This window comes from Mycobacterium sp. TY815 (assembly GCF_030755135.1).
GTDB lineage: Bacteria > Actinomycetota > Actinomycetes > Mycobacteriales > Mycobacteriaceae > Mycobacterium.
Genome location: NZ_JAUFRX010000001.1, coordinates 2006991 through 2018876 on the forward strand (window position 1 = coordinate 2006991; position 11886 = coordinate 2018876).

Below are 11886 nucleotides of genomic sequence, written 5' to 3' on the forward strand. Positions count from 1 at the left end.
CTCACGCACGCGGGTGTCTTCCGCCCTCCTTGGTACACCGGGTGCACACGCCCGGGCTACCGGTGGGGACGCACTTGCCGCGCAGGATGTCGCGGACCCCGCCTGCGCCCGAGGGACGCCGGCTGAGGCTCAGCCGCCGTTGCCGGCCGGTTGTGCCGGCGGCAACTGCGACGGGCAGTACACGCCGGCCGAGATCGCGGTGAAACGGGCCGCATTCACTTGCGACAAAGCGGGGTTCGCGTCCTGCAGCACCTTGACGACCTCGACCCCCGTCTTGCCCTCGTTGGCCATATCGCACACCTTCTTGCCGGCTGCGATCGCACTCTCGGGGTCCTTGTAGGTGAGCCCGGCCGCACCCAGGGAGACCAGAAAGGCCTGATCCTGGTTGGCATCTGCGTGCGCGGGGGCCGCCCAGCCGATGACGGCCACCGCGGCGGCCGCGCAAACGAGGATTCTCATAGCCCTGAGATTCTCCCAAACCCGAGGTCAGGCCGCATCTCGAGCGACGACGAACGCGAGGTGAACTTTCCCGGCGAAGTGCGCTGCGGCCAGCGATAAGCTGGCCGACACCTACGACTACGGTGCGCTGGCGCAGTTGGCCGCCGACATCGTCGGCGTCAACCCCAGGTTGACAAACCAGCAATCGTCAACCTAGCGTTGACGGCATGGTCGAGCCCGCCAAGATCACCCATCCCGTCCGTCTCGACGAGCTGATCGACACCATCAAAAAAGTCCACAGCGACGCCCTGGACCAACTCAGCGACGCCGTCCTCACCGCGGAGAGCCTCGGCGAGGTCGCCGACCACCTCATCGGACACTTCGTCGATCAGGCGCGGCGCTCGGGTGCTTCCTGGACCGACATCGGCAAGGCGATGGGAGTTACCAAGCAGGCTGCCCAGAAACGGTTCGTCCCCAAGGCCGACGCCACCCCGCTCGACCCGGAGCAGGGCTTCTCCCGGTTCACCCCACGGGCCCGAAACGCCGTGGTGGCCGCGCAGAATGCCGCACACGAAGCGGGCAACGACCTGATCACCCCCGACCATCTGCTGCTGGGCACGCTCGGCGACCCCGCGGCGCTGGCCACCGTGTTGATCCGCCAACAGAAGATCGACGCCGAGGCCCTGCAGAAGTCGATAGAACTTCCCGCGCGCGCGGCGGAAATCCCCGCGCTGATCCCCTTCAGCGGCCCGGCCCGCAAAGTGCTCGAGTTGACCTTCCGTGAGGCACTTCGGTTGAGCCACAACTACATCGGGACCGAACACATGCTGCTCGCGCTGCTCGAAGCCGAGGGCGGTGCCGGTCCGCTGCACCGCGCCGGCGTCGACAAGGAACGCGTCGAGGCAGACCTTGCCACCGCTCTGCAATCCTTCACCGCTCCCCCGGACGCACAGACCTGAGGGGACCAACCCTGCCCGCAGCAAAGCTGCGTGTGTAATCATGCGAAGGTCCGGAGAACAGGCAGCCCAGGAGGCGAAGATGCACCGCTGGCTGATCGTCCTTTCCGCGTTCCTCGTCATGGCGGCGGGCGTGTTGTCGGTAGACGCCGCCCTTCCCCGGGCGCGGGCCGGCGACGCACCGATCGGCCACATCGGCGACACGTTGCGAGTGGACACAGGTACCTACGTCGCTGACGTCACCGTGACCAGCGTGGTCCCCGTCGACCCGCCACCGGGATTCGGCTACACCCGCAGCGGCGTTCCGGTGAAAAGCTTCCCGGACAGTTCGGTGAACCGCGCCGACGTGGTGGTCCGTGCGGTCCGGGTGCCCAACTCCTACGTCATGGCGACCAACTTCAGCTTCGACGGTGTCACCCCGTTCGCTGATGCCTACAAGCCGCGGCCGTGTGATGCGCCGGATTGGCTCGACGCCGCGCTGGGCAATGCGCCACAAGGTGCGGTGGTCCGGGGCGGGGTGTACTGGGACGCCTACCGCGACCCGGTGTCGGTGGTCGTGCTGCTGGACCGCAAGACCGGTGAGCACCTCGCACAGTGGAACCTCTGATCTGCGCGACGATCTGCACGAAGCTCGTTACGACGATCCGGATAGCGTAGCCGCCGCCGTTGCCGCGGATGCCGACCAGCTCGCCACCCTTGCGGCCCAGACATTTCCGTTGGCATGCCCGGCTTCGGTGGCGCCCGAGCACGTCGCCGCGTTCGTCGACGCGTACCTGTCCCCGAACCGGTTCGCCGAATACCTGACCGACCCGCAGCGCGCGATTCTGGCCGCCCGCCGTAACGGCCGGATCGTCGGCTACGCGATGCTGGTTCGCTCAGCACCGGGTGAGCCCGTGGAACTGTCAAAGCTCTACACGCTCAGCGACTTCCACGGCACCGGGGTCGCCGCTGCATTGATGACGGCCGCACTCGCCCGCGCCGCCGCCTGGGGAGCACGCCAGGTCTGGCTGGGTGTGAACCAGAAGAATCAACGCGCGCAACGCTTTTACGCGAAGAACGGCTTCGCGGTCAGTGGCACCCGCACCTTCCAGCTGGGCCCCCACCTGGAGGATGACTACATCATGATCCGGGAGGTCGGGTAGTCAATGCGAGCAGCCGCGAGGTGGCCCGCAGGTACTTCTTCCGGTAGCCCCCCGACAGCATCTCCTCGCTGAAGATGGTGTCCAGCTTCGCACCGGAAGCCACCACCGGGATGCCGGCGTCGTAGAGCCGGTCGGTCAGCGCCACCAGCCGCAGCGCCACGTTCTGGTCGTCCAGCGCGTGCACACCGGTGACGAATACCGCTGTCACGCCTTCGATCAGGGTCAGGTAGCGCGACGGGTGCATGGTCGCCAGATGCGCGCACAGCGCATCGAAATCATCGAGCGTCGCCCCGGCAACGCCGATGGCGCGGGCGGCGACCTCCTCATCGCTCAGCGGCGGCGGCGCGGGCGGCAGATCCCGGTGCCGGTAGTCCGGGCCCTCGATCCGAACTGTAGTGAAAATGCTTGCCAGCGTGTTGATTTCACGCAGAAAGTCCTGAGCCGCGAAGCGGCCCTCACCGAGTTGCTCGGGCAGCGTGTTGGAGGTCGCGGCGACCGACACGCCCCGTTCGACCAATGACGACAACATCCGCGAGATCAGCGTGGTGTTGCCCGGATCGTCCAATTCGAACTCGTCGATGCAGACCGCGGTGTAGCCGGCCAACAGGTCGATGCACTCGACGAACCCGAACACCCCGGCCAGTTGGGTCAGCTCACCGAAAGTGGCGAACGCCTTGGGACTGTCGTCGGTGCCCGGTCCGCTGCCAGGCAACTGGTAGTACGCGGATGCCAGCAGGTGCGTCTTGCCCACCCCGAACCCGCCATCCAGATAAAGCCCGACCCCGGGCAGGACCTCGCGCCGGCCGAATAGCTTCTTGCGCCCGGCCCGTCGCTCCTGCGCCTGCCGGCAGAACTCCTGACACGCCACCACGGCCGCGGACTGAGTCGGCTCGGCCGGATCGGGCCGGTAGCTGGCGAAGCTCACCTCCGCGAATGTCGGCGGCGGCCGCAACTGGGCGATCAACCGCTCCGGTGACACCGCCGGACGCCGGTCCACCAAGTGACCCACCGCGGCCGAAGAGGTGGACCCGTGCATGGTGGCACTGTAGCGACGTGCTGCAATCGAGCACATGTCCGACTTCGAGGCCGGTATCGCATCCGGTCTGGCCGCTGAGACGTCACTGAATCTGCTCGGGTCCCAACGCCAACTCGACCACGCCGAATTACCCCAGCTCTATGCCTATCCGGAAGGGGCAGCCCGGGTACGGGCGAACTTCATCACCAGCCTGGACGGCGGCGCCACCGTCGAGGGGCTGTCCGGCGCACTGGCGGGGCCCGGCGACCGGGCCGTTTTCGTGGTGCTGCGCGAACTCGCCGACGTGATCGTGGTCGGGGCGGGCACGGTGCGCTCGGAGGGTTACTCGGGTGCGCAGCTGAGCGTGGGGCAGCGCCAACAACGGCAGGCGCGCGGCCAGAGCGAGATCCCGCCGCTGGCCATCGTCACCAAATCCGGTCATCTGGACCGCGATCTCGCGGTGTTCACTCGCACCGAGGTGCCGCCGCTGATCCTGACCTGCACGGCCGCCGCCGACGACACCCGGCGTCACCTCGTCGGGCTGGGCGCCGAGGTGATCGACTGCTCGGGCGACGATCCCGCCGAGGTCGACGTGTCCGTCCTGGTGACCGCGCTGGCCGACCGGAACCTGCGCCACGTGCTGACCGAGGGTGGCCCGACGTTGCTCGGCGCGTTCATCGAGGCCGACCTGCTTGACGAGTTGTGCCTGACCATCGCGCCGCTGGTGGTCGGTGGCGAGGCGCACCGGATCGCCTCGGGACCCGGGCAGGTGACGACGCGGATGCGCTGCTCCCACGTCCTCACCGATGACGCCGGCTATCTCTACACGCGCTACGTCAAGGAGTAGTCGGCGGTTCCCGCTACTGTGGTCGGCATGCGTCGGCACCTCACGTCCGCCACGATCCTGCTGGCAGTGACCACAGTGCTGGCCGGCTGCGTCCCGGTATTCGGCGCCGACCCGCGCTTCGCCACCAATTCCGGCGCCCGCCCGCAAGGCGCCGTCACCACGAAACCACCACCGAGCGGTCCGCCGCCCATCGCGGCACCGAAGAACGACCTGTCCTGGCGCGACTGCACGTCGAAAGTCAACGCCGACGCGGGCGTCCCCGCCGCACCTGGCGTCAAGCTGGACTGCGCCACATTCGACGCAGACCTGGACCCGGTCAACGGCGGGTCGGGGTCGGTGAGCATCGGCGTGGTCCGCGCCCGCTCCCCCAAGACACCCAAGGACGCGGGACCGCTGGTCTTCACGACCGGCACCGACATCGCGTCTTCCACCCAACTTCCGGTCTGGTTGTCCCGCGCCGGCACCGACGTGCTGGACGCTCACCCGATCGTGGCCATCGACCGCCGCGGCATGGGTACGTCGAGTCCCATCGACTGCCGCGACCGGCTCGACCGCGACAACATGCGCGATCAGGCCCAGTTCGAGACCGGTGACGACCCGGTGGCCAACCTTTCCGAAATCTCCAACACCGCCACCACCAATTGCACCGACGCCATCGCGCCCGGCGATTCCGCCTACGACAACGCGCACGCGGCCTCCGACATCGAGCGCCTGCGCAACCTGTGGGACGTACCGTCGGTCGCGCTCGTCGGTATCGGCAACGGCGCGCAGCTCGCGCTGACCTACGCCGGCTCCCGTCCCGACAAGGTGGCCAGACTGATCCTCGACTCGCCCGTCGCCATCGGCGCCAGCGCTGAGGCCGCGGCCGAACAACAGGTCAAGGGCCAGCAGGCCGCGTTGGACGCCTTCGCGGCGCAGTGCGTGGCGGTGAACTGCGCTCTGGGTCCCGACCCCAAGGGCGCGGTCAGTGCGTTGCTCGCCGACGCCAGGACCAGCAAGGGTGTGCGCGCGTCGGTCGCCTCGATCGCCAACGCGATCAGCACCGCCCTCGGATTTCCCACCGGCGACCGGGTCAACACCACCGTGGAGCTGGCGAACGCGCTGGCGGCAGCCCGTTCCGGTGACGAGAACCCACTGAACAACCTCGTCAACCGCGCCGAAAGTATCCGGGACAGTGACGGCCAGTTCGTCAACCGCTGCAGCGACGCGCTGAACCGGCCCACCCCGGACCGGGTGCGCGAGCTGGTGGTCGCCTGGGGCAAGCTCTACCCGCAGTTCGGTGCCGTCGCCGCCCTGAATCTGGTCAAGTGCGTGCACTGGCCCACCGGCTCGACCCCCCAGGCGCCGAAAGAACTCAAGATCGACGTGCTGCTGCTCGGCGTGCAGAACGACCCGATCGCGGGCAACGAGGGCGTCGCGGCGACGGCGGCCACCGTCATCAACGCGAACGCCGCCAGCAAGCGGGTGATGTGGCAGGGCATCGGTCACGGCGCCAGCATCTATTCGTCGTGCGCGGTTCCTCCGCTGGTCGGCTATCTGGACACCGGAAGGCTGCCCGGCACCGACACCTACTGTCCGGCGTAATCAGCGCCCAGACCGCCTGGCGCCCACCCAGAAGCCGATTTGTCCGGCTTCTCCCCGGCCCCTGCACGGCCGGGCGAACGCGACGCCGGTGTACGGTGCGCTGGTGACGGCAGCTGACTCGACCAGAACCGGCTTACGCGCATCAGTGCAGGCCGCATTCCGTCCCGGCCCATCGACCACCGCATCGGTGCTGCGAGCGGTCCTATGGCCGGCGGCCATTCTGTCGGTGCTCCACCGCAGCATCGTGCTCACCACCAACGGCAACATCACCGACGATTTCAAGCCGGTGTACCGGGCGGTGCTGAATTTCCGGCATGGCTGGGACATCTACAACGAGCACTTCGACTACGTCGACCCGCACTACCTGTATCCGCCCGGCGGCACGCTGCTGATGGCACCCTTCGGCTATCTGCCGTTCGCGCCGTCGCGCTATCTGTTCATTTCCATCAACACCGTCGCCATCCTGGTCGCTGCCTACCTGCTGCTGCGGATGTTCCACTTCACGCTGTCCTCGGTGGCCGCACCGGCGCTGATCCTGGCCATGTTCTGCACCGAGACCGTCACCAACACACTCGTTTTCACCAACATCAACGGCTGCATCCTGCTGCTGGAAGTGCTTTTCCTGCGGTGGCTGCTCGATGGCCGGTCCAGCCGTCAGTGGTGGGCGGGCCTGGCCATCGGGCTGACACTGGTGCTCAAACCGTTGCTGGGACCGCTGTTGTTGCTGCCGTTGCTCAACCGCCAGTGGCGGGCGCTGGTGATGGCGTTCCTGGTGCCGCTGGCCGCCAACCTTGCCGCGCTGCCGCTGGTGCCGCACCCGATGGACTTCTTCACCCGCACGGTGCCCTACATCCTGGGCACCCGCGACTACTTCAACAGCTCGATCGAGGGCAATGGGGTCTATTTCGGCCTGCCCTTCTGGCTGATCATCGCGCTGCGGCTGCTGTTCACCGCGATCGCTATCGGCGCCCTGTGGCTGCTGTACCGGTACTACCGCACCCGCGACCCGCTGTTCTGGTTCACCACGTCCTCCGGGGTGCTGATGCTGTGGTCGTGGCTGGTGATGTCGCTGGCCCAGGGCTACTACTCGATGATGCTGTTCCCGTTCCTGATGACCGTCGTGCTGCCCAACTCGGTGATCCGCAACTGGCCGGCGTGGCTGGGCATCTACGGTTTCATGACGCTGGACCGCTGGCTGCTCTTCAACTGGATGCGATGGGGACGGGCGCTGGAATACCTGAAGATCACCTACGGTTGGTCTCTGGTGCTGATCGTGACGTTCACGGTGCTGTACTTCCGGTTCCTGGATGCCAAGGCGGAGAACAGGCTCGAGGACGGGATCGATCCGCCGTGGCTGCTCGCCGAGCGTGAGCGAGCTAGCGTGGGAGAGGGACCGCCAAGCGATTGAGGAGAAGCGATGACTGAACTCGCGCGACCGAAACTGCAACTCTCCGACGACGAGTGGCGCAAGAAACTCAACCCGCAGGAGTTCGAGGTGCTGCGGCGTGCCGGCACCGAGCGCCCGTTCGTCGGAAAATACACCGACACCAAGACCAGAGGTGTGTACAACTGCCGGGCCTGCGGTGCCGAATTGTTCCGCAGCACAGAAAAATTCGAGTCGCACTGCGGGTGGCCGTCGTTCTTCGACCCGTCGAGCTCCGAGGCGGTGGTGCTGCGTCCCGACCATTCGATGGGCACCACCCGCACCGAGGTGCTGTGCGCGAACTGCCACAGTCATCTGGGCCACGTGTTCGCCGGCGAGGGCTACCCGACGCCGACCGACTTGCGGTATTGCATCAACTCGATTTCGCTGACGCTGGTGCCGGACGAGGGCTGACACCCGCCGCGTCGCCCACATCGCCGCGCCGCGCCGCCCACATCGCCGCGCCGCCCCGCCCACATCGCCGCGCCGCCCCGCCCACATCGCCGCGCCGACTGTGAATTGGGCGACGCTTCGTCGGCTTGTCGCGGCGCCGAATTCACACTCGCCGAGCCGACGCGGCGGCCACACTCCGCGGCCGAGCTCGGCAACCCGATCAATCCACGCGGGTCGCGTGCACTTCCCAGAACGGCGCGTGCACCCGCCCACCGGCCAGCCACGGCTCCATCGCCCGGTACTGCGCGAGCATCGACTCCACCTCTTCGGCCATGTCGGGATTGCGCGCGGCGAGCAACGCGATCGATTCGGGGCTCACGTTGATCAGATAGGTGGTCGGGCCCATATAGGTGATCTCCCAACCGCCCAACGGCAGGATCTCCCGGAAGTCATCGGCGGACACCGACCGCAACATCGTGAATCCGTTGACCTCGCCCACGCCGAACTCGTACATGAACAACCGCGCCCCCGGCCGGGTTGCGCGGTGCAGCGCTTGCACGTAGGACTTCTGCAGTTCCGGCGCGGTGATGAAGGTGTGAAAGAACGCGCAATCCACGACGGTGTCGAAGCGGCCGTCCAAACCTTCCAGCTTGGTGGCGTCGGCGACCTGGAAATCGACAGTCACCCCGGCCTTCGCCGCGTTGTCACGGGCCCGTTCGATCGCGGTGGCCGACCCATCAATGCCCGTCGCCGAAAGGCCTTGCGAGGCATAGTAAATCGCGTGGTGGCCGGGCCCCGTTCCGGGGTCGAGCACCTCCCCCCGCACGGCACCCACAGCGACGAGTTGCTGCACGACGGGCTGCGGGCCGCCGATGTCCCATGGCGTTGCGGCGGGCAGGCCGCGCACGACGCGTTCGTCGCGGTAGCTCTCTTCGAAGCGGGCCGGGTCGGTGGAATCGAAAGGGGCACTCACGGCAGCGCGTTCACCAACTGCTCGACTCCCACCCGGGGGCCGGTGAAGAACGGCGTCTCCTCGCGGGTGTGCCGGCGAGCGTCGGTGGCGCGCAGTTCCCGCATCAGGTCGACGATCCGGTACAACTCGGGCGCCTCGAACGCCAAGAGCCACTCGTAGTCGCCCAGCGCGAAGGCCGGCACGGTGTTGGCGCGCACGTCCTTGTACTCGCGCGCGGCCATCCCGTGCTCGGCGAGCATCCGGCGCCGTTCGTCATCCGGCAGCAGATACCACTCATAGGACCGCACAAAGGGATACACGCAGATGTAGTTCCCCGGCTCCTCGCCCGCGAGGAACGCCGGGATGTGGCTCTTGTTGAATTCGGCCGGCCGGTGCAGCGCCACACTGCTCCACACCGGTGCGCAGGCACGGCCCAGCGTGGTGGTGCGGCGGAAGTCGGCATACGTCGCCTGCAACGCCTCGATCCGTTCGGCGTGGGTCCAGATCATGAAGTCGGCGTCGGCGCGCAGCCCAGCCACGTCGTAAAGGCCGCGCACCACCACGCCGCCCTCTTCCTGCTGCTTGAGGAAGGTGGCGGTCTCGTCGATGATGGCGTCGCGCTGATCGCCCAGCTCACCGGGCCGCACGGAGAACACCGAAAACATCAGGTAGCGAATGGTTGCGTTGAGGGCGTCGAAGTCGAGGCGTGCCATGACTCCTATGGTGCCACCAGGCCGGTGACCGCCCGCCCGGCCGCCCCGACGCAGGCCGGCACACCGATCCCGTCGAGGTAGCTGCCCGCCACGGCCAGCGTCGGCGGCAAACCCGCCCGCAGCTCGGCGATAAGGTCCGCGTGCCCCGGCCCGTACTGCGGCATCGCATCGAGCCAGCGCTGCACGCGCGCGTCGATCGGTTCCACGGTCAGCCCGAACACGTCGGCGATGTCCTGGCGGGCCCAGGCCAGCAGCTCGTCGTCAGGGGTGGCCGCGGCGATGTCATCACCGAACCGTCCATACGACAGCCGCAACAACTGCACGTCGCCACCGCCGCCCCATTTGCGCGACGACAGGGTTATCGCCTTGGCGTGCAAGGGCTCTCCGCTGGCCACCAGCACGCCGGAGGACTGCGGGAAGGCCGTGTCGCCCGGCACCGCCAGGGCCACCACCGCCGCCGAGGCGGTCATGATCCGGCCCGCGGCCGCAGCCGTGCGCGGCGCGATCGTCTGCACCAGGCGGGCCAGCTGTGCCGCCGGGACGGCGAGGATCACGGCGTCCGCGGCCCAGCCGGCGCCGGTCTCGTCGTGCAGGGTCCAGCCGGGTTCCAGACTGCGGATCCCCGTGCGCACCCAACGGATTCGGCTGCGTGCCACGAGTTCGTCGAGCAGCACCTGGTAGCCGCCCTGCAACGACCCGAACACCGCTCCCCCGCCGGCCGGCGGCAGGCAATGCAGGACCGCATCGGTGAGGCTGGTGGCGCCGCGGTCCAGGGCTGCGGCCACGGTGGGCACTGCCGCCCGCAACCCGATCGTCGCCGCGGAGCCCGCGTAGACCCCGGCCAGCAACGGCTCCACCGAGCGGTCCACCACCTGCTCCCCGAACCGGTCTGCCACCAACTCGCCCACTGCGGGATCGCTGCCGGGTGTCCAGTGCAGCGGCCGCTGCGGTTCCGCTTCGATGCGGGCCAGCGTCTCGTCGTCGACCAGCCCGCTCACCGACGCGGCCGATGACGGAATCCCGGCCACGGTGTCCGACGGCAGGGCGTGCAACCGCCGGCCGCTGTAGATCAGTGGCCGCACCCCCGTGGTTGCGCGCTGCAGGTCCGACAGCCCCAGCTCGGCCAGCAGCGCCGGCATCTCGGGCCGGCGCGCCACGAACGCCTCGGCCCCCAGGTCCATGCGCTGGCCGCCCACCACGTCGGTGCGCAGGATGCCGCCGAGTCGGTCGGCCGGCTCGAACAGCGTGATGGTGGCGTCGTCGCCGACCGCGGCGCGCAGCCGGTACGCTGCCGTAAGACCCGAAATGCCGCCGCCTACAACGCAATACGAGCGGGTCATAACGATTGGACCAGCGCCACCAGTTCGGTCAGCACACCGGGGTCGGTTTCCGGCAGCACGCCGTGTCCGAGGTTGAAGACGTGACCCGCCGCTCCCGCGTCGACGGCGCGACGTCCGTCGTCGACGACCGCGCGCGCAGCACGCTGGGCCACATCCCAGCCGGCCAGCACCACCACCGGGTCGAGGTTGCCCTGTAGCGCCGTGCCGGGAACGACCCGGCTCGCGGCGTCGGTCAACGAGGTCCGCCAGTCGACACCGACGACGCGCGCACGCCCGGGTTGCACGGCCTCCGACATGGCGCCCAGCAACTCGGCGGTCCCGACACCGAAATGCGTCATCGGCACGCCGTGCTCGGCCAGGGTGGCGAAAACCCGGGAGCTGTGCGGCAGCACATACCGGCGGTAGTCCGCCAGCGACAGCGTTCCGGCCCACGAGTCGAACATCTGGATCGCGTCCACCCCGGCCTCGATCTGGCCGCGCAGGAACGCGATGGTGAGGTCGGTCAGTTTCGTCAGCAGCGCGTGCCAGGTGTCCGTCTCTGCCAGCATCATCGCCTTGGTGCGGGCGTGATTGCGGCTCGGCCCGCCCTCGACCAGGTATGAGGCCAGCGTGAACGGCGCCCCGGCGAACCCGATCAGCGGTACGTCACCCAGCGCGGCCACCAGCAGGCCGACGGTGTCCAGCACCGGTTGAACCGCTTGCATGTCAAGGGGTTTCATGGCGTCGACATCGGCCGCGGTGCGGATCGGATCGGCGATCACCGGCCCCACGTCGGGGACGATGTCCAGATCCACTCCCGCGGCGCGCAGCGGCACCACGATGTCGGAGAACAGAATTGCGGCGTCCACGCCGTAACGCCGGACCGGCTGCAGGGTGATCTCGCAGGCCACGTCCGGCTCGAAGCACGCGGCCAGCATGCTGTGCTGTTTGCGCAGCGCCCGGTACTCGGGCAGCGAACGGCCGGCCTGCCGCATGAACCACACCGGCACCCGGGTGGGTTTGCGGCCGGCGACCGCGGCCAGATACGGCGACGAGGGGAGGTCGCGACGGGTTGTGTTCATCGCGCTCAATGCTGCCAGAAGC

The 11886-nt window shown here is 68.3% G+C and carries 13 protein-coding genes and 1 pseudogene; 8 read left to right on the top strand and 6 right to left on the bottom strand.

Annotation, left to right across the window (positions count from 1 at the left end; translation table 11 throughout):
- Positions 1-129: 129 nt before the first annotated feature.
- Complete coding sequence (locus QXK92_RS08270; RefSeq protein WP_306241179.1) at positions 130-459, bottom strand: DUF732 domain-containing protein; 330 nt, start codon at positions 457-459, stop codon at positions 130-132.
- Positions 460-541: 82 nt separating this feature from the next.
- Here QXK92_RS08270 and QXK92_RS08275 point away from each other — a divergent pair.
- From QXK92_RS08275 to QXK92_RS08290, 4 genes and pseudogenes are all read left to right on the top strand, one after another.
- Positions 542-628 (top strand): annotated as a pseudogene (locus tag QXK92_RS08275) (dihydroneopterin aldolase); the annotation flags it as partial.
- Between the two features lie 37 nt (positions 629-665).
- Positions 666-1397 carry a Clp protease N-terminal domain-containing protein gene (locus QXK92_RS08280; RefSeq protein ID WP_306241180.1) on the top strand — a complete coding sequence of 244 codons (732 nt, stop codon included), beginning with the start codon at positions 666-668 and terminating at the stop codon, positions 1395-1397.
- Between the two features lie 79 nt (positions 1398-1476).
- Positions 1477-2001 (top strand): hypothetical protein, encoded by a 525-nt coding sequence (locus tag QXK92_RS08285; protein ID WP_306244275.1) that lies wholly within the window; start codon positions 1477-1479, stop codon positions 1999-2001.
- 13 nt (positions 2002-2014) lie between these two features.
- Complete coding sequence (locus tag QXK92_RS08290) at positions 2015-2536, top strand: GNAT family N-acetyltransferase (RefSeq protein WP_371934541.1); 522 nt, start codon at positions 2015-2017, stop codon at positions 2534-2536.
- Here the strand turns inward: QXK92_RS08290 and zapE are convergent.
- Complete coding sequence (gene zapE / locus QXK92_RS08295) at positions 2514-3608, bottom strand: cell division protein ZapE (RefSeq protein ID WP_306241181.1); 1095 nt, start codon at positions 3606-3608, stop codon at positions 2514-2516. The two genes, QXK92_RS08290 and zapE, sit on opposite strands and share 23 nt — an antisense overlap.
- Here zapE and QXK92_RS08300 point away from each other — a divergent pair.
- The 4 genes from QXK92_RS08300 (at position 3607) to msrB (ending at position 7819) form a co-directional block, all read left to right on the top strand.
- Positions 3607-4398 carry a pyrimidine reductase family protein gene (locus tag QXK92_RS08300; protein WP_306241182.1) on the top strand — a complete coding sequence of 264 codons (792 nt, stop codon included), beginning with the start codon at positions 3607-3609 and terminating at the stop codon, positions 4396-4398. The genes zapE and QXK92_RS08300 overlap by 2 nt on opposite strands.
- A 27-nt stretch (positions 4399-4425) precedes the next feature.
- On the top strand, positions 4426-5982 hold the full coding sequence (locus QXK92_RS08305) for an alpha/beta hydrolase (protein WP_306241183.1): 1557 nt from the start codon (positions 4426-4428) through the stop codon (positions 5980-5982).
- 88 nt (positions 5983-6070) lie between these two features.
- On the top strand, positions 6071-7390 hold the full coding sequence (gene aftC, locus QXK92_RS08310; RefSeq protein WP_306241184.1) for an arabinofuranan 3-O-arabinosyltransferase: 1320 nt from the start codon (positions 6071-6073) through the stop codon (positions 7388-7390).
- Positions 7391-7399: 9 nt separating this feature from the next.
- Positions 7400-7819, top strand: a complete 420-nt coding sequence (msrB, locus tag QXK92_RS08315; protein ID WP_306241185.1) for a peptide-methionine (R)-S-oxide reductase MsrB — start codon at positions 7400-7402, stop codon at positions 7817-7819.
- A gap of 199 nt (positions 7820-8018) precedes the next feature.
- On the opposite strand, the gene QXK92_RS08320 is transcribed toward msrB, so the two are convergent.
- Genes QXK92_RS08320 through hemE form a run of 4 tightly spaced genes read right to left on the bottom strand, consistent with a single transcriptional unit; the run spans position 8019 to position 11864 of the window.
- Positions 8019-8771 carry a class I SAM-dependent methyltransferase gene (locus QXK92_RS08320; RefSeq protein WP_306241186.1) on the bottom strand — a complete coding sequence of 251 codons (753 nt, stop codon included), beginning with the start codon at positions 8769-8771 and terminating at the stop codon, positions 8019-8021.
- Positions 8768-9463, bottom strand: coding sequence for a hydrogen peroxide-dependent heme synthase (gene hemQ, locus QXK92_RS08325; protein ID WP_306241187.1), 696 nt, complete (start codon positions 9461-9463; stop codon positions 8768-8770). The genes QXK92_RS08320 and hemQ overlap by 4 nt, the downstream gene beginning before the upstream one ends.
- Before the next feature lie 5 nt (positions 9464-9468).
- Positions 9469-10803, bottom strand: coding sequence for a protoporphyrinogen oxidase (locus QXK92_RS08330; RefSeq protein ID WP_306241188.1), 1335 nt, complete (start codon positions 10801-10803; stop codon positions 9469-9471).
- Entirely contained in the window at positions 10800-11864 is a 1065-nt protein-coding gene (gene hemE, locus QXK92_RS08335; protein ID WP_306241189.1) for a uroporphyrinogen decarboxylase, read from the bottom strand. Before hemE ends, QXK92_RS08330 begins: the two co-directional genes overlap by 4 nt.
- Positions 11865-11886: the final 22 nt, after the last annotated feature.

Excerpts from the sequence above, each read along its gene's own strand:
- QXK92_RS08280 (WP_306241180.1), top strand. The coding sequence starts at position 666 with ATGGTCGAGCCCGCCAAGATCACCCATCCCGTCCGTCTCGACGAGCTG.
- hemE (WP_306241189.1), bottom strand. The coding sequence starts at position 11,864 with ATGAACACAACCCGTCGCGACCTCCCCTCGTCGCCGTATCTGGCCGCG.
- QXK92_RS08330 (WP_306241188.1), bottom strand. The coding sequence starts at position 10,803 with ATGACCCGCTCGTATTGCGTTGTAGGCGGCGGCATTTCGGGTCTTACG.
- QXK92_RS08305 (WP_306241183.1), top strand. The coding sequence starts at position 4,426 with ATGCGTCGGCACCTCACGTCCGCCACGATCCTGCTGGCAGTGACCACA.
- QXK92_RS08270 (WP_306241179.1), bottom strand. The coding sequence starts at position 459 with ATGAGAATCCTCGTTTGCGCGGCCGCCGCGGTGGCCGTCATCGGCTGG.
- hemQ (WP_306241187.1), bottom strand. The coding sequence starts at position 9,463 with ATGGCACGCCTCGACTTCGACGCCCTCAACGCAACCATTCGCTACCTG.
- zapE (WP_306241181.1), bottom strand. The coding sequence starts at position 3,608 with ATGTGCTCGATTGCAGCACGTCGCTACAGTGCCACCATGCACGGGTCC.
- QXK92_RS08285 (WP_306244275.1), top strand. The coding sequence starts at position 1,477 with ATGCACCGCTGGCTGATCGTCCTTTCCGCGTTCCTCGTCATGGCGGCG.
- msrB (WP_306241185.1), top strand. The coding sequence starts at position 7,400 with ATGACTGAACTCGCGCGACCGAAACTGCAACTCTCCGACGACGAGTGG.
- QXK92_RS08300 (WP_306241182.1), top strand. The coding sequence starts at position 3,607 with ATGTCCGACTTCGAGGCCGGTATCGCATCCGGTCTGGCCGCTGAGACG.